The organism is Caldicellulosiruptor obsidiansis OB47, assembly GCF_000145215.1.
Classification (GTDB): domain Bacteria; phylum Bacillota; class Thermoanaerobacteria; order Caldicellulosiruptorales; family Caldicellulosiruptoraceae; genus Caldicellulosiruptor; species Caldicellulosiruptor obsidiansis.
The window spans coordinates 2065352-2089125 of record NC_014392.1 but is presented as its reverse complement, the minus strand read 5'-3'; the positions used below and the strand labels follow the sequence as shown (position 1 = coordinate 2089125).

Genomic DNA, 23774 nt, shown 5'->3' with positions numbered 1-23774 from the left:
ATGAGGATCAAGAGGTATTTAGCACATGATATGCAGGAAGCGTTAATAAGAATAAAAGCAGATTTGGGCAAGGATGCGGTAATACTTTCGACAAAAAAGGTAAGGCAAAAAGGTTTGCTTGGTTTTTTCAAAAAACCGCTTATAGAAGTTACAGCGGCATGTGAAGATGATAAGATAGTCAAGAAAGATGAAGAGTCTATAAGACAGGAAAGTTTAGCTTTAAGTTTGCAGATGACCCAGATAAAAGAGCTTGAGAAAAAGATTGATTCTCTTGAAAAAGCTTTAAAGGAAGTTATAAAAAAAGAGCAGGAAGAGAGTCAACATACAAAAGAAGCATCAAGAAAGAATTTTCTTGATGTGATGAGAGAAAACCTCATAAAAAACGGTGTGGAGAATGAAATTGTCGATATATTACTTTCAAATGTCAGCGGGGATGGTTCAATTAACACCATTGTAAATAGCATGTACAGAGAAATAAAAAATATGCTGGGCAGCGCAGCACCACTTTCTTTTGATTCAAAGTTTCCCAAGATTGTTTTTTTTGTTGGTCCCACGGGTGTCGGCAAGACAACCACAATTGCCAAAATTGCTGCTAAGCTCATGTTTGAAGATGGGAAAAGGGTGGGTTTTATCACAGCAGATACATATAGAATTGCTGCAGTTGAGCAGCTGAAGACTTATGCCGAGATTATGAATATCAAGACAAAGGTGTGGTATGAGGTTGATGAATACGATGGAATAATTGAAAGTTTGGCTGATTCAGATGTGGTTCTTGTTGACACTGCGGGAAGGAGTCACAAGAACCAGGAACACATGGACGAGCTCAAAGCATATGTAGCCAAGGCAAATCCTGATGAGGTATTTTTGCTTCTTAGTGCCACAACCCAGCCATCAGTGTTTAAAGAGGTGGTGAATACCTATTCTTTTTTGGACAATTACAAAGTTATTGTTACCAAGGTTGATGAAGTATCAGCTTATGGGAATATATTAAATATACGCTATTTTACACAAAAGCCAATTGCGTATATAACAACTGGACAGAATGTACCTGATGATATTGAACAGTTTAACCCTGAACAATTTGCAAAACTCATCATAGGGAGTAAGGTTTTATGAAAGACCAGGCACAGGGGTTAAGGAATCTCGTAAAAAAAGCAAATGTAGGGGAAAACAATTTTGTGTATCAGGGTCCGCTATCGAAAGTAGTGACAATTACAAGCGGTAAAGGCGGTGTTGGTAAGACAAATCTTACTGTAAATTTGGCAATTGCATTAAAGAAGATAGGTAAAAGGGTGCTTATAATTGATGCTGATTTAGGACTTTCAAATGTTGAGGTTCTGCTTGGGACATCGCCAAAATATAATGTGAAGGATGTTTTAGAAGGTAAAAAAGACATATTTTCAATTGTTGAAGAAGGACCGATGGGAGTAAACTTTATATCAGGTGGGTCTGGGATAGTAGACCTTGCAAATCTGGATGAGGAAAAACTTATGAGATTAATTGAATGTGCCCAGCTGATAAATAGTTCTTTTGATATTGTTCTTATAGACACAGGAGCGGGAATTTCAAGAAATGTTATGGAGTTTGTCATGATCTCGGATGAGGTGATTGTAATTACAACTCCAGAGCCTACCTCTATTACCGATGCTTATGCTATAATAAAGGCAATTATTACGAGAAATTTTGACCACAAGATAAACCTTTTGATAAACAAAGTAAATGGGACCAAAGAAGCAGAGGAGATTTTTTTCAGGCTAAATGGTGTTATTAAAAGGTTTTTGCAAAGAGAAGTAGAATATATAGGGTATATAGAAGAAAATAGTATTGTTTCAAAATCGGTTATCAAACAGGTACCATTTATGATATCATATGAAAAGAGCAGCATTTCACGACAGGTTGAAAATGTTGCAAAGAAACTTGTAATGTCTTCTGAAATTGTTGGAGAAAAAAATAGGGGTGGTTTTTCACGGTTAATTGACTCAATTATCAAAAAGCTTCGTGAACAATAAAGAAGGGGGCTTTTTATGCGCAAAATTTTCAAAGTAGGTGATAAGATTGAAATTGTCAGAATAGACAGGCGAACTTGGGAAGAGAAGGATATGCAGTATATTTCCAAAATTGCCGATATAAAAGATGAGTATTTTTATATCTTCACACCAATAAAAGAAGGAGTTTATGTAACATTTTACATTGATGAGATAGTAAGAGTATACAAGGTTTCAAACGACGGTGTATGGGTGTTTGACGGTGTTATTGAGGAAAGGTTAAGAGAACCAGAATACATGATAAAAGTTAAGCAGATATCTGACGTTCGAAAAATTCAAAGAAGAATGTTTTTCAGACTCCCAATAAACTTAGATATATTCGTAAAACTTTTAAACTCTGACCAAATGCAAAAAGCAAATACCCCTGAGAAAGAAGTAATAGATGAATTTTCAGAGGGGAAGATTGTAAAAGCACTCACAAAGGACATTAGCGGCGGAGGTGTTTGTTTCATAGCTCAAGAAGAGTTTGAAACAGGAGATTTGGTTTTAACCAAAATACCGGTTGAGCAGGAAGAGCTCATATTAAAAGCACAGATACTTCGAAAAGAGAGGATAGAACACCCGGCGTACAGGTTTATGTACGGTTGCAAGTTTGTGGGAGTAACACAGAACGAGATAGACAAAATAGTCAAGTTTATTTTTGCTCAGCAGAAAAAGATGAGACAAAAAGGTTTGCTATAGAGAATAACATAAAAAAGTCTTTTGTGCAAAAGAAGGAGAGTGATAAAAAATGGACATGTCTCAGTACCTTGGAATGTTTATAGAAGAGGCGAGAGACCACATTCAAAATCTTAACGACAATATGTTAAAACTTGAAGAAAACCCGGAAGACTTGCAACTTGTAAATGAGATTTTCAGGTCAGCTCATACTTTAAAAGGCATGGCTGGCACTATGGGATTTGTCAACATGCAAAAACTCACTCATGCGATGGAAAATGTTCTTGCCGCTGCACGCGATGGAAAGTTAAAAGTAAATCCTAATATCATGGATGTTCTTTTCAAGGCAGTTGATGCGCTTGAGGCATACCTTGATGTAATTGTTGCAACAGGTACAGAAGGGACTGAAACAAATGTTCAGCTTGTAGATGCATTAAATACCATATTGGGCAGACCTACCGGGGATATGACAGTACCTCCTGTTTCAAAAGCCGGTAAGAAATATGAGTATGACGAATTTGTTGTAAGAGCAATAGAGCGTGCGAGGACCCAAGGCTTTAACGTTTACAAATTTGATGTTGAACTTGACCAAAACTGTCTTTTAAAATCTGCTCGTGCATACCTTGTTTTCAGGGCAGTTGAGGAATTTGGCGAGATTATTCATTCAAAACCTTCTGTTCAGGACATTGAAGATGAAAAATTTGACTTTGAGTTTTCAATAACTGTGATAAGCAAGCAGCCGATTGAAAAAATAAGAGAGAGAATTCTTTCAATTTCAGAGATAAGAGAAGTAAAAGCACTTGAGATAAAGTCTGGAGAAGTTGGCGGCTCAGAAGAAAAAGAAGAAGCAGAAAAGGTGCAGCAGGAAGTTCAACTACAGGAAACTGTGAAGGTTGTAAGAGAACAGAAACAGGAAGCTCTCCAAAAGACAAGCAAGACAGTCAGAGTCGACATTGAAAGATTGGATGTTCTCATGAACTTGGTAAGCGAGCTTATTATAATCAAGAGCCGAATAGAAGGGCTTGCCAAAAAGTATAATGATAGACAATACGAAGAGTCTATAGAGTATTTGGAGAGGATAACAACAAGTTTACACGATGCTGTTATGAAAGTACGAATGGTACCGGTAGAGAGAGTATTTTCACGTTTCCCGAGGATGATGAGAGATTTAGCAAGAGAACTTGGGAAGGAATTTGAACTTGTAATGTCAGGTGAAGATACAGAGGTTGATAGAACAATTGTGGATGAGCTTGGCGACCCGCTCATTCATCTTTTAAGAAATGCTGCCGACCACGGCATAGAAGACCCTGAAGAGAGGATAAAAAATGCCAAGCCGAGAAACGGGCTTATTAAACTTTCTGCTTATCATGATGGAAACAATGTGGTCATTGAGGTTGAAGATGATGGCAAAGGCATTGATTTGGAAAAGGTCAAGCAAAAAGCAATAGAAAAAGGACTTTTGAAAGAAGAACAGGTTGATTTGTCAGAACAGGAAATAATAGATTTTCTGTTTATGCCAAGCTTTTCAACCAAGGACAAGGTTACAAACCTTTCTGGGCGTGGTGTTGGGCTTGATGTTGTAAAGACCAAGATTGAACAGCTTGGTGGAATGGTTGAGGTAAAGACACAAAAGGGTAAAGGCACAAAATTTGTTATAAGACTGCCGCTCACTCTTGCTATCATTCAGGCTCTTTTGGTCACTGTGAAGGATGAAATATACGCTATACCTGTTGCGTCAATCAGAGAGATTGTGGATGTTGCAAAAGAGGATATAAAGGTTGTGCAAAAAGGAAAAGAGATAATCATGCTAAGAAATCAGGTAATTCCAATAAAGCATTTACATTCAATTGTGGGTTTAGAGCCAGTGCTTGACAAAAAGAAATTTACAGTTGTGATAGTCAGACGTGGTGAAAAGCTGACAGGAATCATTGTTGATAGGCTTTTAGGGCAGCAGGATATTGTTATAAAATCACTTGGAAAGTATTTGGAGGGAATTAGACTAATCTCAGGTGCAACAATCCTTGGTGATGGGTCTGTTGCAATGATACTTGACCCGAACATGCTTACAGTGTAAGTAAAATAAAGAAGTATAGAGGTGGAAATAGAAGATGGAACAGTATTTAGTTTTCAGGCTTGCGGATGAGTATTATGGTCTGACTGTGAATCATATAGAGAATATAGAAAAACTTATGCCAATAACACGTGTACCTCATACAAAAGATTATGTAAAAGGAGTTATAAATCTTCGAGGCGAGATTGTACCAGTTATTGACCTTCGTGAAAAGATAGGAGTTGAAAAAGAAGATTTTGGGGAAGAGACAAGGATTTTGATTGTCAACTGGAAAGGTGAGTTCAAGGTAGGATTAATAATTGATGAGGTTTTGGATGTGGTATATCTTTCTAAAGAAGACTTTGACCAGGCAACAAGGGACAGGAACGAGTTTAAGTTTTCAATTGCAAAGTATAACGGCTTGCTTATAAATATAATAAACCTTGAAGATGTGCTTTTTGAAAAAACCGAGGAGGTTTAAATTTTTATGAGTTTATCAAATAACGAAATAAACGAAATGTATTTAGATGTGTTAAAAGAGCTTGGGAATATAGGAACAGGCAATGCAGTGTCAGCTCTTGCCATGATGATTGGCAGAAAAATAAACATGAAAGTTCCTGTTGTAAAGATGGTAAAGCTCCAAGAAGTTCCAGAAATACTTGGCGGGGCAGAGATTCCTGTTGTGGGGATTTTGCTAAATGTTGAAGGTGACATTGAAGGATTTATCATGTTTGTCATGTCTCAGGCTTCTGCACATCTTCTTGTAAACATGTTGGTGGGAACAACCTTAAATGGTTACAGTGAGTTTACAGACATAGAAAAGTCTGCACTGATGGAGATAGGGAATATCTTGGCAGGAGCGTATTTGACAGCACTTTCGAGTCTTACAGGTTTTAAAATGATCCAGTCTGTTCCACAGCTTGCTGAGGATATGGCAGGCGCAATTTTGAGTTTTCCTGCCATTCAGTTTGGTGAGACTGGTGACACTGCACTTTATATCGAAACCGAGATTTTTGAAGAAAGTAGCAGGATTGTTGCTGATTTTTTCCTTATACCAACAATAGAGTCATATCAAAAAATGTTAAAAGCACTGGGAGTAGCGTAGAAGATGATGGAGATTATAAAAGTAGGTATGGCAGATTTGAATGTAACAACGTATCCAAACGCCCTTACAACCCTTGGACTTGGTTCATGTGTGGGAGTGTGTATATACGATACAAAGACAAAAACAATAGGTATGATACATATCATGCTTCCTTACAGCTGGAGTGTGAAAAATAACGCAAACCCTGCAAAGTTTGCAGATACAGGTATTCCACTACTCATAGAGAAGATGGAAGAATTTGGAGCTGCAAGGAAGAACATGGTTGCCAAGCTTGCAGGCGGTGCGCAAATGTTTGAAGTCACAAGGAGCGAATTTATGAATATTGGTAAGCGAAATGTAGAGGCTGCTAAAAAGGTTTTACAAGATTTGGGTATATCTATTGTAGCAGAAGACACCGGAGGAAATTATGGTAGAACAATTATATTTTATTCAGAAGATGGTAGACTTGAAATAAAAACAATTGGCAAGGGAACAAAAACAATTTAAAGGAGAAGGACTTAAGATTGAAAGGGGAGCAACTATTACCTGAGATTTTAGCACTTGTGGGAGGAAGTATTGTCCTTATTGCATGTCTTGTTACAAGGAAATCTGGAGAGTACACCTTTTTTGTAACTGCTGTGGTCTCGGTTGTAAGTTTTGTATGCGGAAATGCAATTAAAAATATATTAAAGTAACAGCCAGGACAAAAATCCTCAATAGTTGAGAGGTATGAATAAGTATGGATGAAGCACTTTTGTGGGAAAAGTTTATAAAGACCAAAGACCCGAAAATAAAAGAACAGCTCATAATAAAGTACATGCCGCTTGTGAAGCTTGTGGCTGGCAGAATGGCCATATATTTTGGCGGAAACGTTGAGTATGATGACTTGGTAAGTTATGGTTCAATTGGTCTTCTTGATGCAATTGAAAAATTTGACAGTCAAAAAGGAGTCAAGTTTGAGACATATGCATATACAAGAATAAAAGGAGCAATAATTGACTGTGTTAGAAGCCAGGATTTTTTGCCACGAAGTATCCGACAAAAGGCAAAGGAGATAGAGAAGGCATACATTGAGATAGAAAGAGAAGGCAGGACTCCGACAGATGATGAAGTGGCAAAAAGAGTTGGACTTTCAATAAGTGAACTACAAAAGCTTCAAGAAAAGATATCAAGTGGTATGATTGTTTCATTGGATAGTTTTTTGGAGCAGAACTATGAAAGCAAAATTGGAGGACTTGAAGATTTTGTATCTCAGCCGGAGCATTTTATAGAGAATGAGGAGCTCAAAGAGGTATTAAGACAGCAGATAGACAATCTTTTGGAGAACGAAAGGATGGTGATTGTGCTCTATTATTATGAGGAACTTAGCATAAAAGAGATAGCAAAAATTTTAGGCGTATCTGAATCACGTGTAAGTCAGCTTCACACGCGAGCACTTTTAAAACTCAGGAGTGCTTTACAAAAGTATTTGGAAAAATAATATTTATTTTTTGCGGGGAAGGGGTACATTAGGATGTCAAGTGAACAAAAGGTTGATATAAAGGTTATGGTGACGTCAGATAGATTAAAGGCAAGCGTGGTGCTTGTGCAAAATCAAAATGGTGTGGATTTGACTTTTGAAAATGTGATGAACAAACTGAGAGAAAATAAAATTGCTTTTGGGATAGATGAGGAGGCTATCAAAAGACTTATTGAAAATCCTGTTTTTGGAACACCTGTTGTAGTTGCACAGGGAAAACCGCCTGGCAAACCTGTTGATGGCAAGCTCATATATCATTTTGACATCAAGCGTGAGATAAGACCAAAAGAACTTCCTGATGGAAGAGTTGATTACAAAGACTTAGGAATTGTTCAGAACGTGCGAAAAGATGATATTCTTGTTACAATGATAGACCCTGTTGATGGAGAAGATGGTATGGATGTTTTTGGAGGGGTGATAAGAGGACAGAAAGGAAGAAAAATAAATCTTCCGAGAGGAAAAAATACATACATAGATGCTGACGGTCATACCTTAAAAGCTGCGTGCGATGGACAAGTATGTATAATCGAAGGTAAGGTTACAGTTTTAAACACATTGGAAATTGACTCTGATATTGACAACTCAACAGGCAATATAAACTTTGTTGGTAACGTTCACATAAAGGGAAGTGTGCTTTCTGGGTTTAAAGTTGTTGCTGAAGGGAATATAGAGGTTGATGGTATTGTCGAAGCAGCTGAAATTGAAGCAAAAGGGAATGTTGTGCTGCATAAAGGAATTACAGGTATGGGCAAGGGGAAAGTTGTTGCTGGTAAAAGTGTTTTTGCAAAGTTTATTGAGAATGCTACTGTTGTGGCTGGAGAAGATATTCAAGCAGAGGCAATTGTTCACAGCGATATAAAGTGCGGGAATAAACTTATTCTTGTTGGGAGAAAAGCCTCTATTGTTGGTGGGTCTTGTAAGGTTGGCAGGGAGATTGAAGCAAAGGTAATAGGTTCATATCTTTCTACCACTACTGAGATAGAAGTTGGGGTTGACCCTCTTATGGTGGAAAAATACAGAGAGATAAAGAAAGAGATATTACAGCTTAAAGAAAATATAAAAAAATGTGATCAGGGGATTGAGGTTTTGAGGAAGATTGAAGCAGCGGGTCATTTGACTGATGATAAAAGAGAGATGCTTCAAAAGTTTACAAGGTCAAAGGTTATGGCATCAGAAAGATTAAAAGAATTACAAAGTGAATATGAAGAGATTGAAAAAAGACTTGAGGAGAGGAATGAAGGAATTATTAAGGTACAGGATACTGTATACCCTGGGGTTAAGATAACCATAGGGAATGTGTGCAAGCTCATAAAAGAGCCAGTAAAATACTGCAAAATTTACAGGGAGGAAGCTGATATTAAGATAGCACCATATTCTTAAAAGCTCAATGTATTTTTAATGCTTTTTTAAGATAAAAGGGAGATGGTGAAAAAGTGAATATAAGACCAATTGATGTAAAGATTTTGTATCCCAAATCGACAGAAGTGTCGCAGGTTGTACTGGGCGAGCAGCAAAAAGAAAATATGCTCAGGCACATAAATAGTCAGAAAAACCAGGCAAAAGTAGATGAAGATTTGAAAAGAGTCAGAGAAAAAGACAGTGCATCTGAGATTAGACTTTCTCAAAAACCTGAGAGAGAAAAACAAGGGTCTAAAAAGCCTAAAAAAGAGCAAAAAGGGTTTGATATTAGAATATAAATCTAAGTAAGGAGAAGATAGCACAAAGATGGATGCTTATGTAATTTTATTTGTATTCTTCGGGTTTGTTTTAGTGTTGTGGGTGTTCAGATCAATAAAAAAAGATATAGAAAAAGGCGAGAAGATTTTACATGAGTCAGAAAAGGTCTTAAAAAATCTTCCAAAGCTTTTGAATGAAGCTGTTGAGACAATTGAAGAACTTGATGCCTTTGGAGAATATATAATTGAAAGAATCGAAAACAAGGTAAAATGGGCAAAAAGTGAGATTTTAGATACGAGGATATCGCAAGTTAAAGAAAATACTGAACATACAGAGAGTGAGAAAAAAATTGGGAAAGCAACAGATTTCGAAGCTTATACAGAAAAGACGGCTTATATTGAATCTAGCAAAGATATGCAGAAAAATGAGAACAAAAAACGCTCAAAAGAAGAGCTCTACAGAAAAGCAGTTGAGCTTTACAAACAGGGGTTTACAGTAGAACAGATTGCATCAAGCTTGAATATTGGCAAGGGTGAGGCAAAGCTTGCTATAAAGATAGTTGGGAGGGAGAACATCTGAAGTGGTACAAGTTCTTACTGCTGGGAATAGGAATTGGATGGATACTTGGTGTATCTGCAATGTATTTTGTCATGGTTTCAAGTGGTAAAGGTGTTTTGCCCAATCTCAATAATACGGTGGATATTTATATTGACAGTATTGATAACCTTGCAGATGTTCTTTACCAAAACGGTGTTGTCCAGGATAAAGAGTCGTTTGAAAGGTTTCTCAAAAGTAAAAATTTAACCTCTGACTTTTTAGTTGGTAAAAAAGTGACATTTTCAAGAGCAATGTCATATGAAGAGATTTTTGATACGGTTTATGGAAGCTATAAGTAAAACAAGCGGGGTTGGAAGATGATAGAAGCAATCAACAATATTCTGCCTGTAATTGTCAAGACGCTTGAGAGGGTTCATGATAATAGCTGGAAAATGGATTACAATGTTCATGACAGTTATGAACTTATATTTGTAAAGAAGGGGAACATTGATTTTTGGGTTGAAGAGGAAAGAATAGAACTAAAAGCCGGTGATCTTTTGATAATAAAACCGTACACCAGGCACAAGTTTGAGGTTATAAGTTGCAGCAAGGCTGAGTTTGTTGTAATGGGTTTTTATCTTAAACCAGAAAGCAGAGCCAAAGTGGACGAATTGAAAGAGATTTATGGTTTTTTAAACGTTTTAGAAAGCATATCAAGCAGATTTTACTTTTTTCATGTGCGCAAAAGGAGTAATATTTTCTTTTGTTTAGAATCAATACTTCATGAAGCAAAGGAAAATAAAAATGATATTCTTCTTTATATAAAATGCTTGGAGCTTTTTATATATATAACTCGGGAAATCAATAGTTTAGAGATGACAAAAAATTATGATTATTCCTTGCTTGCAAGACATATAAAAGAGTATATTGATAATAATTACATGGAAGATATAAAAATGGGTGATATAGCAAAAAGGCTTTTCATGTCTGAAAGTACTCTCTCAAGGATATTCAAGAATCATTTTGGGGTTCTGCCCAAAGAATATCTGCTTTCAAAGAGGATTGAAAAGGCCAAAGAATATCTTTCCATGTCAAATCTAAAGATTAGCAATATTGCTATGATGTGTGGGTTTTCATCACTTCAGCGGTTTAACGACATTTTTAAAAAGTACACAGGTCTGAGTCCTACCCAGTATCGTAAGTTGATTTTGCAGGGTCTTGAGTGAGTCCCAAAACGTAAAAAAGTGAGCAATGTAAAGAAAATGAAAGTTAGAAGAAGATATTTGCTTCTTTTCCCATCAAATTCAATAAAAATTGAATAATGTGCGCTTTTTTTGGGAAAAATCAGACTTGATTAGAAAAGGAAGAATATACTATAGTATTTAATGTGATTAGCACTCATCAAAAGTGAGTGCTAACAAACTTGATAAAGGAGGTCGAAGTTCAATGAAGATCAGACCAATTGGTGATAGAATACTCATCAAGTTCAAGGAAAGAGAAGAGGTAACAAAAAGCGGTATAGTTCTTCCGGACACTGTAAAGGAAAAACCACAGATTGCTGAGGTAATTGAAGTTGGTCCGGGTGGAATTGTTGATGGTGAAAAGGTTGAAATGGTTGTCAAGAAAGGCGATAAGGTAATTGTAAGCAAATATGCTGGTACAGAAATCAAGATTGATGGAGAAGAATACACAATAATCAGACAAGATGATGTCTTAGCAATTATTGAAGACTAATTATTGAGGTAGAAAAGGAGGTAGATTTAAAATGGCAGCAAAGATGATATTGTTTGACGAAGAGGCAAGAAGGGCTTTAGAGCGTGGTGTTAATAAGCTTGCAGATACAGTTAAAGTTACACTGGGACCAAAAGGAAGAAATGTTGTTCTTGAGAAGAAATTTGGTTCACCCCAGATTGTGAATGACGGTGTTACAATTGCAAAGGAGATTGAGCTGGAAGACCCATTTGAGAACATGGGTGCACAGATTGTAAGAGAGGTTGCATCCAAGACAAACGACATTGCAGGTGACGGTACAACAACTGCAACAGTTCTGGCACAGGCAATGATAAGGGAAGGTCTTAAAAACATTGCAGCTGGCGCAAACCCAATGATTCTCAGAAAAGGTATCCAGAAAGCAGTTGATGTTGTTGTAGAAGAAATCAGAAAAATGAGCAAGAAGGTAAGAGGAAAAGAAGACATCACATATGTTGCTTCAATCTCCGCAGGAGACGAAGAGATTGGTAAACTTGTTGCAGATGCAATGGAAAAGGTAACAAACGATGGTGTCATCACTGTTGAAGAGTCAAAGACAACAGAGACAACTCTTGAGATAGTTGAAGGTATGCAGTTTGACAGAGGTTACATCTCTGCATACATGGTAACAGACACAGAGAGAATGGAAGCAGTGCTTGACGACCCATACATCTTGATTACAGACAAGAAGATCTCAACAATCCAGGATATATTACCACTTCTTGAACAGATAGTTCAGCAGGGAAGAAAACTTTTGATAATTGCGGAGGATGTTGAAGGCGAAGCACTGGCAACACTTGTTGTAAACAAGCTCAGAGGAACACTCCAGTGCGTTGCGGTAAAAGCACCTGGTTTTGGTGACAGAAGAAAAGCAATGCTCCAGGACATTGCAATTTTAACTGGTGGTCAGGTAATCTCTGAAGAGCTTGGTCTTGACTTGAGAGAGGTAAAACTTAGCCAGCTTGGTCGTGCAAGACAGGTAAAGGTTCAAAAAGAGAATACAATCATTGTTGACGGTGCAGGCGACCCAAGCGAAATCAAAGCAAGAATTCAGTCTATCAAGAAGCAGATTGAAGAGACTACATCTGACTTTGACAGAGAAAAACTTCAAGAAAGACTTGCAAAACTTGCTGGTGGCGTTGCAGTAATCCATGTTGGTGCTGCGACAGAAACAGAGCTCAAAGAAAAGAAACTCAGAATTGAAGATGCTCTGGCTGCAACAAAGGCTGCAGTAGAAGAAGGAATTGTTCCTGGCGGTGGTACAGCGCTGATTAATGCAATTCCAGCACTTGATAAGCTTATTGAAAGCTTGACTGGTGATGAAAAGACAGGTGCACTAATAGTAAGAAAGGCGCTTGAAGAGCCGCTCAGACAAATTGCTGAAAACGCAGGTTTGGACGGTTCTGTTATAGTCAATAAGGTAAAAGAGAGCCCAGCTGGTGTGGGATTTGACGCGCTCAACGAGAGATTTGTTGACATGTTCGAGGCAGGTATTGTTGACCCAACAAAAGTTACAAGAACAGCTATCCAGAATGCTGCATCAGCTGCTGCAATGCTTCTGACAACAGAAGCAGTTGTTGCTGAAAAACCAGAAAAGGAGAAGAACCCACCAGCTCCAGCACCTGATATGTATTAATTTTAAAAATAAAGGCTGCCATTATTGGCAGCCTTTATTTTTTTTGATATAATAAATTGTAACAAATTATTTTTGAAATCTGTTAAAAAAGGTGTAAACTAAAGATGTACAAACTTATTGCAATTGACCTTGACATGACACTTTTAGACAGAAACAAAAATATCTCTTACAGGAACAAAAAAGCTATTGAGCTTGCGAAACAAAAGGGTGTAAAGATTGTTCTGTGCTCAGGAAGGATTCTCAAAGGCGTGATGTATTTTGCAAAGGTTTTGGGTTTGCACGACCAGGTCATTGTTGCGTGCAACGGAGCAATTGTAAGAGACCTCAAGAAAAACAAAGATATCTACTATGTCGGGCTTGAAAATGAAAAGAGCCTGGAAATTGCCAGAATTTGCAAAGAAAATGACATCTATTATCATTACTATTTCCAGGACACAATGATAGCAAGAAGGCTTGACTATTCATCTAAATTTTACTATGAAAAGAACAAGGAACTGCCAAAAGAAGAGAGGATTGATATAATAATTGATGATTCTGAACAGACCCTTAAAAGTTGTGGTGATCTGATTACTAAGTTTGTTATTATTGACAAAGACGTAGAAAAAGTAGACCGCGTAAGAGAGATAATAGAAAAAAGGCTCTCAGGTGTTGAGACTACAAAGTCAGACACCAACATTTTGGAGGTTATGAAAGAGGGGGTCAATAAGAAAAGGGCGCTTGAGTTTGTTTGTTCTTACTTGGGGATAGACCCAAAAGAAATAATGGCGATAGGTGATAATGAGAACGACCTGCAGATGATAGAGTTTGCCGGGCTTGGCGTTGCAATGGAGAATGCCATTGAAGAGCTCAAAAAAATAGCAGATTTTGTGACACAGTCATATGAAGATGACGGGGTAGCTAAAGCGATAGAGAAGTTTGTTTTGGGGGAAGCGATTAATGTGTAAAGTGGCGATTGTGAAGTGTGATACATATGAAGTGCAGGATGTGAAAAACGCAATTTTAAAGGGTATAAATCTAATAGGATTTGAGCTTGATCGCAAAGACTGTGTGCTTGTAAAACCGAATCTTCTTATGAAGAAAAGACCGGAAGATGCTGTTACCACCCACCCTGCTGTTGTTCAGGCGACAGTGGAGGTTATAAAAGAAAAAGCAAACAGAATCATCATAGCCGACAGTCCTGGTGGTCCATATACTAAAAAGAGGCTTGAAAGTATATACCAGGCTGCAGGGATAAAAGAGCTTGAAAAGCTTGAAAATGTTTATTTAAACTATGATACATCTTACAAAGACCTTGATGTTGAAAATACAGCTTTTAAGAAACTTTCATTAATATCCCCATACTTTGAAAGCCAGGGTATCATAAATCTTCCAAAACTAAAAACTCATCAGATGGCAGTATATACAGGTGCTGTCAAGAACCTGTTTGGCCTTGTTCCTGGTGGACAGAAAGCAGAGATGCATTTTAGGTTCCAGGATGTTAGAAGATTTATGGAGATGCTACTTGAAATCTTGACGGTGGCAAAGCCAATGCTAAACATTATGGATGGGATTGTGGCAATGGAAGGAGAAGGACCATCAGCAGGAAAACCTAAAAAGCTTGGGGTTTTGTTGATCTCTGAAGATGCCATTGCTTTGGATTATGTTGCCTGCAAGATTATTGGTCTTGAAATAAAAAATGTTCCTCTATTGGAGGTGGCAAAGGAAAAAGGTATTTTAAAACCTGAGGAGATTGAGGTTGTTGGTGGGAGGGTTGAGGATGTAGCTCCATCAAGTTTTGAACTTGTGCTAAGACCCGAGATATCTTTTGTGAAAGGCAGACTACCACATTTTTTGGCAAGTTTTTTAGATGGTTTTCTTTCACCAAAACCGGTTTTTGATAGAAATATCTGTATAGGCTGTGCGGAGTGTTTTAATGCTTGTCCTGCTCAGGCTATTGAGATGAGAAGCAGAAAAGCGTATGTTGATTTGAAAAAATGTATAAAGTGTTATTGCTGTCATGAACTTTGTCCAGCTAAAGCTATAAAGATTAAAAGGTCATTTTTATTTGAAAAGATACTAAAATGATGAAAGGAGGAAGGTCTTGTATTCTGCTAAATAAAGCGGCAGAATGACAAGGCAAGGAAAATGACAAATGTAAATGTTGAGTACATCAATCCCTTTATCCAGGCAAGTCAGCAGGTATTGAAACAGGTTGCAAACATTGACTTTAAGCTTGGGAAGGTGTATATTAAAGAACCTACATACAAAGTTGATCAGGTTGTTGTTATTATTGGAATGACAGGTAATATAAAAGGGCAGGTTAATTTTTGCATGTCGATTGATACTGCAAAAAATATTGCGTCAATGATGATGGGGGGTTACCCTGTATCAGATTTTGATGAACTTGCAAAAAGTGCAATCGGTGAGATGGCAAATATGATCATGGGGAACACATCAACGCTGTTTTCTCAAAAAGGTCTTAAGGTTGAAATAACACCCCCTTCAATTTTAATAGGTGAAAACATGATTCTCAGCACGACAAAAATGATAAATATATGTGTGCCACTTTTACTTGACAACGGTGATAAAATTGATATGGATGTTGCATTTATGGAAAACTAAATAGTAGAAGGGGGGAAGCATTGTTTTTCTGAAAATGCCAATAAATATAGTGTTGCATGAACCTGAAATTCCATACAACACAGGAAATATAGCAAGAACATGTGCGTGCACAGGAAGTAAGCTTCATCTTATAGAACCACTTGGTTTTTCTTTAGAAGATAAATATTTGAAAAGAGCAGGTCTTGATTACTGGCAGTATTTGGATGTAAAGATATATAGAGATTTGAATGATTTTTTTGAAAAGAACAGAGGAGCAAACATTTTTTATTTTTCTACCAAGGGTAAGCAATACTATACTCAGGCGCCATATGAGGACAATTGCTACCTTATGTTCGGAAAAGAGACAGCAGGGCTTCCTAAGTGGCTTATTGAACAAAATATACACAGGACTTATAGAATACCTATGATAAGTGATGTGAGAAGTCTGAATCTTTCAAATTCGGTTGCTATTGTTCTTTACGAGGTACTAAGACAGCTTGGTTTCCCAAACTTGGTGTAGTATTGGGGAATAAAAGGAGGATTTTTGAATGGGTGTCACGGTAGTTACAGACTCAACCTGCGATTTGAGTCCTCAGATGCTAAAGAAGTTTGACATCAAAATGGTGCCGCTGAACGTGTATTTTGGAGAAGAGGTGTACAAGGACTGGGTTGAGCTTGACCCTGTAACTTTTTATCAAAAGCTTACTCAATCGACTGAGCTTCCACGAACTTCTCAACCAAGCCCTGAAGATTTTGTTAATGTGTTCAAAGAAGAGATTGAAAATGGTAACGAAGTTGTATCAATTCATCTTTCGTCAAAGCTGTCAGGCACATACAACTCTGCCTGTTTGGCAAGGGATATGCTTGACAGCAGCAAGATCTTTGTTGTTGATGGTAAAACAGCGTCAATAGGAACTGGAATTTTAGCAGTTTTGGCAAAAAGATTAGCAGATGAAGGTAAGAGCGCAAAAGAGATAGTTGAAACAATAACAAAAAAGACAACTACAATTAGACACCTTTTTGCTGTTGAAACTTTAGAATATCTTAAAAAAGGCGGAAGAATTTCTCCTGCAAAAGCTACTCTGGGAAATATCTTGAATATAAAACCTATACTTCATCTGGTTGATGGTGTTGTTGAACCTTTTGATAAGGTAAGAGGAATGAAAAGAGCTCTGCCACGAATAATTGAAGAGGTCAAGAAAAAAGGACTTGATTTGTCTAAACAGCTCTGTGGACTGTCGTATGCTGGAACAATTGAAGAAGCAAAGGAACAAGCCAAGATTATTCAAAGAGAACTTGAAATAGGTGAGCTGATTATAACTCAAATTGGAAGTGTTATTGGAACATATGTTGGACCTGGTACAGTTGCTTTTATATTTTTTGAGGAATAATAAATTTTAAATATAATATTTTTCAGCTACAGGGTAGCCTGTAGCTTATTGTATTTTATATAAAAGAAGAGGTGAAATACAGAGGTGGTTGTAAAAGACAAGGTATTTAAGCTGCTATATGATGTTGAAAAACCGGGAAGATATATTGGCAACGAAATAAACATAGTAAAGAAAGATCCTGAGAAGGTTGATGTCAGGTTTGTAATTTGCTTCCCTGATGTGTATGAAATTGGTATGTCTAATTTGGGGCTTAAAATTTTATATCATCTTTTGAATGAAAGAGAAGATGTTTACTGTGAGAGGGCTTTTATGCCGTGGATTGATATGCAAAAGAAAATGCAGAAAGAGGGGATGAAATTATTTTCACTTGAGACTTTTACTGAACTTGATGAGTTTGATATAATAGGTTTTTCTCTTTCATATGAAATGAGTTATACAAATGTTTTGAAAATGCTTCATCTTTGTGGTCTTCCTCTTGAGAGTAAAAAAAGAGAAAAGGGAATGCCAATTGTGATTGCAGGAGGTCCATGCACATATAATCCAGAACCTCTTTGGGAGTTTATAGATGTATTTGTGATTGGTGAAGGTGAAGAGGTCATTTTGGAGATTATTGACCTTTATAAAAAATATAAATTTTCTAACATGACAAAAGAAGAGTTTTTACACGAATGTGCAGGTATTGAAGGATGTTATGTTCCTTCGCTTTATGATGTAGAGTATAATCCCGATGGCACTATAAAATCTGTAACTCCTATATCAGAAAATGTACCTAGTAAAGTAAGAAAAAGAATTGTAAAAGATTTGGACACAAGTTATTTTCCAACAAAGATGATAACCCCTCTTATAGAAATTGTCCATGACAGAATAACATTAGAAATTTTCAGGGGATGTGCAAGAGGGTGCAGGTTTTGCCAGGCAGGTATAATATACAGACCGGTCAGGTTCAGAAGTGCTGAGAAAGTTGTACAGTATGCAAAAGAGCTTGTTGAAAATTGTGGGTGTAATGAGATATCACTTGTGTCTTTGAGTACAAGTGATTATCCCAATATAGATGATCTTGCAAGAGAGATTTTGAAGTTTGCTGAAGATAAAAAAGTGAATATATCTCTTCCCTCTTTAAGACTTGATTCGACCTCTTTAGATCTTTTAAAAGAGGTTGAAAAGGTGAGAAAACCTACACTAACATTTGCACCAGAAGCTGGAACGCAGAGGCTCAGAGATGTTATAAATAAAAACATAAAAGAAGAGGATATATACTCCACAGTCAAGCTTGCGTTCGAAAGAGGATTTCAGAACATAAAACTCTATTTTATGCTTGGTCTTCCTCTTGAAGAAGACGAAGATGTTCTTGGGATATATACAATAGCAAAGAATATAAGGGAGATTTACAAAGATATTGGGCTTAAAAAGAAGGTTAGAATAACAGTGTCAATATCCTTTTTTGTACCAAAACCTCACACGCCATTTCAGTGGGAGGCGCAGGATAGTATTGAAAGTATGCAAAGAAAGATGAAGCTTTTAAAGGAGAATTTAAAAAGAGTAAAGGATGTTGAGTACAGTTGGCATGACTTTTATCTTAGCAAGCTTGAAGCGGTACTTTCGAGAGGTGATAGAAGACTTTCAAGAGTAATTAAAAGAGCGGTTGATCTTGGTTGTCAATTTGACGACTGGGGTGAATTTTTTGACTTTTCAAGATGGGAAAAGGTATTTTGGCTGGAAGATATCGACTGGAGATTTTATTCTGACCGAAAAAGAGATTTTGAAGAGATATTACCTTGGGATATTATAGACACAGGAGTTACAAAAGAGTTTTTAAAGAAGGAATGTCTTTTAGCATATGAACGAAAAACTACAAGTTCATGTTTTGATAGATGTACAGGTTGCGGTGTAGCTTCTTTTCGAGGGGGAATTTGTGTTGACAAATAGATATAGATTTTATTTTTCGCGTGATTTACCTGCAGCATTTATATCTCATCTTGATATGACAAGGTTATTTGAAAGGTTATTCAGGAGGTTGGATATAAAACTTAAATTTACACAGGGATTCAACCCACACCCCAAAATAGTTTTTATTCTTCCAATGCCAGTTGGGCTTTGTTCTAAAGAAGAGATGTTTGAAGTTGAATGCGAGCAGGAACTTGGCGAGGATATTATTAAAAATTTCAACAGAATCTTGCCAGAAGGATTAAAAATGTTGAAAGTTGAGCTGGCTACTGATAAAATACAAGTAAGCGATATGTATTATCAATGTTTTGTTGAAGCAGAGGAAGAATTTTGCAAGTACTTTGATGAGTTCATGAAAAAAAGTCCTGTTATAAAAAAAGTGAAGGAAGGTAAAGTAACAATAAAGAGGATTTTCGATTTTCTTTTGAGCTATAAATGTGAAAAAATGGATGAGAATACAAGAATAGATTTTCATATAAATGTTGTAAATGGGAGCTATGTAAAACCAGAAGATATATTAAGAGAATTTTCACAGGAGTATAATATTGAATGTAAGATTGTGAGGGTTGAAAGAGAAAAAGTTAACTATAAAAGGGTGATATAATGCAAAGTGAAATTATAGTAGATGTTAGTTTTAATCAGACCAGAGTTGCTGTGTTGGAAGACAAAGAACTTGTTGAGATTTACATCGAAAGAGAAGACAGCCAAAGTATAGTAGGAAATATTTACAAAGGGGTTGTTGAAAACATACTTCCGGGTATGGATGCAGCTTTTGTCAATATAGGTCAGGAGAAAAACGCTTTTTTGTATCTTGGTGATGTTAACAGGCTTGAGTTTGGGGATACTGATGAGTATTATGAGATAAAAACAAATCCGCTTGCATTGAGATGTGGTCAGGAGATAGTTGTGCAAGTAATAAAGGAGGGCTATGACCAGAAAGGTCCGAGGGTAACTACAAATATAACGTTACCCGGAAGATACTTGGTTTTGTTGCCGAATACAGAATATGTCGGTGTATCAAAAAGGATTGAGGTTGAGGATGAAAGACAAAGACTCAAAGAGATAGCATGCAGATTAAAACCAGAGGGAATGGGTCTGATAATCAGGACAGCAGCGGAAGGTAAAAGTGAGGAGATATTGAAAAGTGAACTTGAGTTTCTAATGAATGTGTGGAAGAAAATAAGACTAAAAAGCTGCCAGAGCGCACCTGTGCTTCTTTATAAAGACTACGACCTTGTGTTCAAAGCTGTCAGAGATTTATTTACCAACCAGGTTGACAGGTTTGTTATAAACGATAGGAAAAAGTATAACAAAATAATAGAATTTTTGTCTTCTTATGCACCGAGTTTGAAGAGCAAAGTTGAGTATTTTAATCTTGCAACAAATATTTTTGAATATTTTCAGATAGAGCAAAAGCTTGCAAAAGCTCTCTCTAAAAGAGTGTGGCTAAAAAGTGGTGGGTATATAGTAATAGATGAGACAGAGGCGTTGACAGTCATTGACGTCAACACAGGAAAGTATGTTGGCAAAACTGATGTTGCAGAGACAATTTTAAAGACAAACCTTGAAGCTGCACAGGAGATTGCAAGGCAGCTGAGGCTTAGAGACATTGGTGGAATAATTATAATCGACTTTATCGACATGAAAAATCCAGAGCACCAGAAGATAGTTTTAGACGCTTTGAAAGAAGCTCTTAAGAGAGACAAGACAAAAACAGTGGTTGTTGACATAACGCCTCTTGGGCTTGTTGAGATGACAAGGAAAAAGGTAAGACAAAGACTTTCTTGTGTGATGCAGTCAAGCTGTCCTTACTGTGAGGGTACAGGCAAGATTTTATCTCCGGAAAGTGTTGCGTTTAAAGTGCTGAAAGAGATTGAGTGGTATTGCAAAAACAAGGTGGAAGATAAGTTTTTTGTTGAGGTGAACACAAAAGTATGTGAGATTTTGAGAAAGGGTGAAATTGACAGGATAAAGGAGCTTGAGCAGAAGTACAAAAAGAAAATCTATGTTAAAGCTTCTTCAAATATTCATATAAATAAGTTTACCATATGTCCTATCAAGGATGAGGATCATTACATGGCACTGTGTGGATGGCTTTGCGAAGGGGATGAGGTTTTAGCGTTTGTTGAGGAGGAAGATAGGTTCAATCCGAAAAATGCAATCGGATATGTAAATCAGAATAAAATAGAGTTCGATAATGCTTCTGACCTTATTGGCAAATATATCTATGCAAAGGTGGAAAAAGTGTACGGAACACTTTCAAAAGGAAAAATTTTGGATATATATGAGGTTGATAAAGAGGATGTAAAAGAGTTTTAATTTGGTTGAAAAAAATATGTTTTTTTGATAAAATAGAAGAGCAAAATTTTAAATCGGAGGGAAGCTGATGGTTGAGGCAGGCGATTTTCGAAGAGGATTAACGATAGAATATGATGGGCAGATATTTCAGGTTGTTGAATTTTTGCATGTAAAACCTGGCAAAGGTGCGGCTTTTGTAAGAACAAAACTCAAAAACATAAAGACAGGAGCTGTGATTGAAAAGACATTCAGACCAGATGAGAGAATGCCTCTTGCTCACATTGAAAGAAGAGAAATGCAGTATCTTTACAACGATGGAGAACTTTATTATTTCATGGACACTCAGACATATGAGCAAATTGCATTAAATCAAGAAATGGTTGGCGATGCACTCAAGTTTGTAAAAGAAAATATGACGGTTACAGTACTCTCTCACAATGGAGTTGTATTTGGTGTTGAACCGCCAAGATTTGTTGAACTTGAGGTAATTGACACAGAACCAGGGTTTAAAGGTGATACTCAGACAGGTGCAACCAAGCCTGCAAAGGTTGAAACAGGTGCTGTAATTCAGGTTCCGCTTTTCATCAATGTTGGCGATAAAATTAAGATTGACACATCAACAGAAGAGTATCTGTCACGAGTGTAAGTGATTTGACATTTTTCATTTATATGCTGTGTGTATAAAGTGATTTTTATGGGTAAATATTATGTATAGACAAGGTTATTCTGTATTGTAGGAGGATACTTTTATGGAAAATTTGTATGAAAAGGTTGCGTACTTAAGAGGACTTGCAGAGGGTTTGGGAGTAAATGAGAATTCAAAAGAAGGCAGGCTTCTTCTGAGCATCATTGATGTGCTTGACGAATTTGCAGATGCAATAAACGAGCTTGATGTCAAGCAGGCAGAGCTTGAAGATGTTGTTGATTCAATTGATGAGGATTTGGAAAAGTTAGAAGACGAAGTATATGAGAGCTATGACGAGGATTATGATGACTATTATGATGAGGAAGATGACGAGGACTTGATAGAAGTAACCTGCCCAAACTGTAAAGTGACATTTTATTTAGAGGAAGATGAATACTTAAACGAAGACGAAATTGAATGTCCAAACTGCAATGAGGTAATATATCTTGATGAGCTTGAAAGCGAGTTTGATGACGAAGAAGACGATTATGAATATGATGATGAAGAGGGCGATGATAACAAAAAAGATAAATAAAGATTCTGCCAAAGAAGGTTTTGGCCGGTGCTCCTTGCCGGCTTTTTGTTTATATTACCAATTTTTGTTGCAAGGAGTTGTTTTAAATAGACAAAGACATTCTATTTTTATATGTTTAAAATGTATAATAATAAGATTGTCAAATTATTGACATTCTCTGATACATTAGATATAATCAACTTAAAATAAATTGAGTTTGCTTGAAAGGGGTAGAGTTTAAGTATGAGAAAGCCAAAACTTTTGATGACACCTGGTCCAACTCCGCTTCCACCTGAGGTTATCTCTGCCATGTCACAGCAGATTATTCACCATCGTACAAAAGAGTTTGGTGAGATCTTTTCAAGAGTAAATGAAAACTTAAAAAAGGTGTTCCAGACAAAGAACAATGTTCTTACATTTGCAGCGTCTGGTACAGGTGCAATGGAGGCAAGCGCTGTAAATTTCTTTTCAGAAGGCGATACAGTTCTATGTGTGTCAGTGGGCGTCTTTGGTGATAGGTTTATAAACATATGCAAGACGTTTGGTCTTAATGTAATAGAAAAGAAGTATTCTTATGGTGATGTTGCGAATATTGATGAGGTAATTGAGATAATTGAGTCTAATAAGGACATAAAAGGTGTATTTATAACTCATAACGAGACATCTACAGGTGTTACAAATCCTATTGAAAAGCTTGCAAGGTATCTCAAAAATACAGACAAGATTTTAATTGTCGATGCGGTAAGCTCACTTGGTGCAATTGATTTGAAGACTGATGAGTGGGGCGTTGACGTTGTTGTAACTGGCTCTCAGAAAGCCTTAATGTCCCCGCCAGGACTTGCTTTTGTTTCTGTGTCAGAAAAAGCATGGGAGTTTTATAAAACATCAAAACTTAAAAAGTTTTACTGGGACTTTAAAAAGTATCAGGATAACCTTTTAAAAGAAAGCCAGGACACTCCGTTCACACCGGCTGTTACATTAATTAGGGCTGTTGATGTAGGTCTGAAACTTATTTTAGATTATGGTCTTGAAAACAATTTTAAACGTCACACACGTCTTGCGCATCTTACCCAGCTTGCGGCTGAAAAACTCAATTTAGAACTTCTGTCAAAGAAAGAATACTCATCTGCAGTTATAACTGCAATAAAGTCACCAGAGGGTGTGGATATAGAAAAGGTAAGAAAGATAATGAATCAGAAATATGATATAATGGTAACAGGAGGACAGGCAACACTCAAAGGAAAGATAATAAGAATTGGTCATATGGGGTATGTGGATGAGTTTGATCTTTTAAAGACCATAGAGTGTTTTGAACTTGCCCTTTTAGAAGTAGGCTATAGAAACTTTGAAGTTGGAGAGGCTACAAAAGCAGTTCTTCAGGAAATTGCTAAGGAGGTAAGGTAGATAA

General features: G+C 36.8%; 27 protein-coding genes. All 27 read left to right on the top strand.

The features are described 5' to 3' along the window. The 27 genes from flhF to COB47_RS09550 all read left to right on the top strand — a co-directional run bounded on the left by flhF (window position 1) and on the right by COB47_RS09550 (window position 23770). Window positions 1-1116: a flagellar biosynthesis protein FlhF gene (gene flhF / locus COB47_RS09680; protein ID WP_013291196.1), complete on the top strand. Its 1116-nt coding sequence runs from the start codon at window positions 1-3 to the stop codon at window positions 1114-1116. Then, window positions 1113-2009 (top strand): MinD/ParA family protein, encoded by an 897-nt coding sequence (locus COB47_RS09675; protein WP_013291195.1) that lies wholly within the window; start codon window positions 1113-1115, stop codon window positions 2007-2009. Before flhF ends, COB47_RS09675 begins: the two co-directional genes overlap by 4 nt. Before the next feature lie 15 nt (window positions 2010-2024). Beyond that, a complete protein-coding gene (locus tag COB47_RS09670; RefSeq protein ID WP_013291194.1) occupies window positions 2025-2726 on the top strand; it encodes a flagellar brake protein in 702 nt (233 codons plus the stop codon). 49 nt (window positions 2727-2775) lie between these two features. Further along, window positions 2776-4776, top strand: a complete 2001-nt coding sequence (locus COB47_RS09665; protein WP_013291193.1) for a chemotaxis protein CheA — start codon at window positions 2776-2778, stop codon at window positions 4774-4776. A 34-nt stretch (window positions 4777-4810) separates the two neighbouring features. Beyond that, window positions 4811-5233: a chemotaxis protein CheW gene (locus COB47_RS09660; protein ID WP_013291192.1), complete on the top strand. Its 423-nt coding sequence runs from the start codon at window positions 4811-4813 to the stop codon at window positions 5231-5233. Window positions 5234-5239: 6 nt separating this feature from the next. Continuing rightward, entirely contained in the window at window positions 5240-5857 is a 618-nt protein-coding gene (locus COB47_RS09655) for a chemotaxis protein CheC (RefSeq protein WP_013291191.1), read from the top strand. 3 nt (window positions 5858-5860) lie between these two features. Next, window positions 5861-6343 (top strand): chemotaxis protein CheD, encoded by a 483-nt coding sequence (locus COB47_RS09650; RefSeq protein ID WP_013291190.1) that lies wholly within the window; start codon window positions 5861-5863, stop codon window positions 6341-6343. 17 nt (window positions 6344-6360) lie between these two features. Beyond that, window positions 6361-6531, top strand: a complete 171-nt coding sequence (locus COB47_RS09645; protein WP_013291189.1) for a hypothetical protein — start codon at window positions 6361-6363, stop codon at window positions 6529-6531. A gap of 44 nt (window positions 6532-6575) precedes the next feature. Beyond that, window positions 6576-7316: a FliA/WhiG family RNA polymerase sigma factor gene (locus COB47_RS09640; RefSeq protein WP_013291188.1), complete on the top strand. Its 741-nt coding sequence runs from the start codon at window positions 6576-6578 to the stop codon at window positions 7314-7316. A gap of 33 nt (window positions 7317-7349) precedes the next feature. Next, on the top strand, window positions 7350-8735 hold the full coding sequence (locus COB47_RS09635) for a DUF342 domain-containing protein (protein WP_013291187.1): 1386 nt from the start codon (window positions 7350-7352) through the stop codon (window positions 8733-8735). Window positions 8736-8788: 53 nt separating this feature from the next. After that, the gene (locus COB47_RS09630) at window positions 8789-9052 is read left to right on the top strand and encodes a hypothetical protein (protein ID WP_013291186.1); all 264 of its coding nucleotides are present in this window, start codon (window positions 8789-8791) and stop codon (window positions 9050-9052) included. A gap of 28 nt (window positions 9053-9080) precedes the next feature. Next, on the top strand, window positions 9081-9611 hold the full coding sequence (locus tag COB47_RS09625; protein WP_013291185.1) for a DUF6115 domain-containing protein: 531 nt from the start codon (window positions 9081-9083) through the stop codon (window positions 9609-9611). A 59-nt stretch (window positions 9612-9670) separates the two neighbouring features. Next, the gene (locus tag COB47_RS09620) at window positions 9671-9928 is read left to right on the top strand and encodes a hypothetical protein (RefSeq protein ID WP_013291184.1); all 258 of its coding nucleotides are present in this window, start codon (window positions 9671-9673) and stop codon (window positions 9926-9928) included. 18 nt (window positions 9929-9946) lie between these two features. Next, the gene (locus tag COB47_RS09615) at window positions 9947-10795 is read left to right on the top strand and encodes an AraC family transcriptional regulator (RefSeq protein WP_013291183.1); all 849 of its coding nucleotides are present in this window, start codon (window positions 9947-9949) and stop codon (window positions 10793-10795) included. Between the two features lie 220 nt (window positions 10796-11015). After that, window positions 11016-11303, top strand: a complete 288-nt coding sequence (locus COB47_RS09610) for a co-chaperone GroES (RefSeq protein ID WP_011916829.1) — start codon at window positions 11016-11018, stop codon at window positions 11301-11303. Between the two features lie 31 nt (window positions 11304-11334). Next, window positions 11335-12954 (top strand): chaperonin GroEL, encoded by a 1620-nt coding sequence (groL, locus tag COB47_RS09605; RefSeq protein WP_013291182.1) that lies wholly within the window; start codon window positions 11335-11337, stop codon window positions 12952-12954. Window positions 12955-13058: 104 nt separating this feature from the next. After that, entirely contained in the window at window positions 13059-13898 is an 840-nt protein-coding gene (locus tag COB47_RS09600) for a Cof-type HAD-IIB family hydrolase (protein WP_013291181.1), read from the top strand. Further along, the gene (locus COB47_RS09595; RefSeq protein WP_013291180.1) at window positions 13891-15018 is read left to right on the top strand and encodes a DUF362 domain-containing protein; all 1128 of its coding nucleotides are present in this window, start codon (window positions 13891-13893) and stop codon (window positions 15016-15018) included. The genes COB47_RS09600 and COB47_RS09595 overlap by 8 nt, the downstream gene beginning before the upstream one ends. Window positions 15019-15078: 60 nt before the next feature. Then, window positions 15079-15555, top strand: coding sequence for a chemotaxis protein CheX (locus COB47_RS09590; RefSeq protein ID WP_013291179.1), 477 nt, complete (start codon window positions 15079-15081; stop codon window positions 15553-15555). Window positions 15556-15589: 34 nt separating this feature from the next. Further along, window positions 15590-16054 carry a tRNA (uridine(34)/cytosine(34)/5-carboxymethylaminomethyluridine(34)-2'-O)-methyltransferase TrmL gene (gene trmL / locus COB47_RS09585; protein ID WP_013291178.1) on the top strand — a complete coding sequence of 155 codons (465 nt, stop codon included), beginning with the start codon at window positions 15590-15592 and terminating at the stop codon, window positions 16052-16054. 28 nt (window positions 16055-16082) lie between these two features. After that, the gene (locus COB47_RS09580; RefSeq protein ID WP_013291177.1) at window positions 16083-16925 is read left to right on the top strand and encodes a DegV family protein; all 843 of its coding nucleotides are present in this window, start codon (window positions 16083-16085) and stop codon (window positions 16923-16925) included. Window positions 16926-17009: 84 nt separating this feature from the next. Further along, a complete protein-coding gene (locus tag COB47_RS09575; protein WP_013291176.1) occupies window positions 17010-18851 on the top strand; it encodes a TIGR03960 family B12-binding radical SAM protein in 1842 nt (613 codons plus the stop codon). Next, the gene (locus COB47_RS09570) at window positions 18838-19473 is read left to right on the top strand and encodes a TIGR03936 family radical SAM-associated protein (RefSeq protein ID WP_013291175.1); all 636 of its coding nucleotides are present in this window, start codon (window positions 18838-18840) and stop codon (window positions 19471-19473) included. The genes COB47_RS09575 and COB47_RS09570 overlap by 14 nt, the downstream gene beginning before the upstream one ends. Next, window positions 19473-21188: an Rne/Rng family ribonuclease gene (locus COB47_RS09565; protein WP_013291174.1), complete on the top strand. Its 1716-nt coding sequence runs from the start codon at window positions 19473-19475 to the stop codon at window positions 21186-21188. The genes COB47_RS09570 and COB47_RS09565 overlap by 1 nt, the downstream gene beginning before the upstream one ends. A gap of 67 nt (window positions 21189-21255) precedes the next feature. Further along, the gene (gene efp, locus COB47_RS09560) at window positions 21256-21813 is read left to right on the top strand and encodes an elongation factor P (protein ID WP_013291173.1); all 558 of its coding nucleotides are present in this window, start codon (window positions 21256-21258) and stop codon (window positions 21811-21813) included. Window positions 21814-21916: 103 nt separating this feature from the next. Next, complete coding sequence (locus COB47_RS09555; protein ID WP_013291172.1) at window positions 21917-22387, top strand: CD1247 N-terminal domain-containing protein; 471 nt, start codon at window positions 21917-21919, stop codon at window positions 22385-22387. Between the two features lie 222 nt (window positions 22388-22609). Next, the gene (locus COB47_RS09550; protein WP_013291171.1) at window positions 22610-23770 is read left to right on the top strand and encodes a pyridoxal-phosphate-dependent aminotransferase family protein; all 1161 of its coding nucleotides are present in this window, start codon (window positions 22610-22612) and stop codon (window positions 23768-23770) included. Window positions 23771-23774 lie beyond the last annotated feature (4 nt).

Coding starts and splice junctions, on each gene's coding strand:
- flhF (WP_013291196.1), top strand. CDS start 1: ATGAGGATCAAGAGGTATTTAGCACATGATATGCAGGAAGCGTTAATA.
- COB47_RS09675 (WP_013291195.1), top strand. CDS start 1,113: ATGAAAGACCAGGCACAGGGGTTAAGGAATCTCGTAAAAAAAGCAAAT.
- COB47_RS09670 (WP_013291194.1), top strand. CDS start 2,025: ATGCGCAAAATTTTCAAAGTAGGTGATAAGATTGAAATTGTCAGAATA.
- COB47_RS09665 (WP_013291193.1), top strand. CDS start 2,776: ATGGACATGTCTCAGTACCTTGGAATGTTTATAGAAGAGGCGAGAGAC.
- COB47_RS09660 (WP_013291192.1), top strand. CDS start 4,811: ATGGAACAGTATTTAGTTTTCAGGCTTGCGGATGAGTATTATGGTCTG.
- COB47_RS09655 (WP_013291191.1), top strand. CDS start 5,240: ATGAGTTTATCAAATAACGAAATAAACGAAATGTATTTAGATGTGTTA.
- COB47_RS09650 (WP_013291190.1), top strand. CDS start 5,861: ATGATGGAGATTATAAAAGTAGGTATGGCAGATTTGAATGTAACAACG.
- COB47_RS09640 (WP_013291188.1), top strand. CDS start 6,576: ATGGATGAAGCACTTTTGTGGGAAAAGTTTATAAAGACCAAAGACCCG.
- COB47_RS09635 (WP_013291187.1), top strand. CDS start 7,350: ATGTCAAGTGAACAAAAGGTTGATATAAAGGTTATGGTGACGTCAGAT.
- COB47_RS09625 (WP_013291185.1), top strand. CDS start 9,081: ATGGATGCTTATGTAATTTTATTTGTATTCTTCGGGTTTGTTTTAGTG.
- COB47_RS09620 (WP_013291184.1), top strand. CDS start 9,671: ATGTATTTTGTCATGGTTTCAAGTGGTAAAGGTGTTTTGCCCAATCTC.
- COB47_RS09615 (WP_013291183.1), top strand. CDS start 9,947: ATGATAGAAGCAATCAACAATATTCTGCCTGTAATTGTCAAGACGCTT.
- COB47_RS09610 (WP_011916829.1), top strand. CDS start 11,016: ATGAAGATCAGACCAATTGGTGATAGAATACTCATCAAGTTCAAGGAA.
- groL (WP_013291182.1), top strand. CDS start 11,335: ATGGCAGCAAAGATGATATTGTTTGACGAAGAGGCAAGAAGGGCTTTA.
- COB47_RS09600 (WP_013291181.1), top strand. CDS start 13,059: ATGTACAAACTTATTGCAATTGACCTTGACATGACACTTTTAGACAGA.
- COB47_RS09595 (WP_013291180.1), top strand. CDS start 13,891: ATGTGTAAAGTGGCGATTGTGAAGTGTGATACATATGAAGTGCAGGAT.
- COB47_RS09590 (WP_013291179.1), top strand. CDS start 15,079: ATGACAAATGTAAATGTTGAGTACATCAATCCCTTTATCCAGGCAAGT.
- trmL (WP_013291178.1), top strand. CDS start 15,590: ATGCCAATAAATATAGTGTTGCATGAACCTGAAATTCCATACAACACA.
- COB47_RS09580 (WP_013291177.1), top strand. CDS start 16,083: ATGGGTGTCACGGTAGTTACAGACTCAACCTGCGATTTGAGTCCTCAG.
- COB47_RS09565 (WP_013291174.1), top strand. CDS start 19,473: ATGCAAAGTGAAATTATAGTAGATGTTAGTTTTAATCAGACCAGAGTT.
- efp (WP_013291173.1), top strand. CDS start 21,256: ATGGTTGAGGCAGGCGATTTTCGAAGAGGATTAACGATAGAATATGAT.
- COB47_RS09555 (WP_013291172.1), top strand. CDS start 21,917: ATGGAAAATTTGTATGAAAAGGTTGCGTACTTAAGAGGACTTGCAGAG.
- COB47_RS09550 (WP_013291171.1), top strand. CDS start 22,610: ATGAGAAAGCCAAAACTTTTGATGACACCTGGTCCAACTCCGCTTCCA.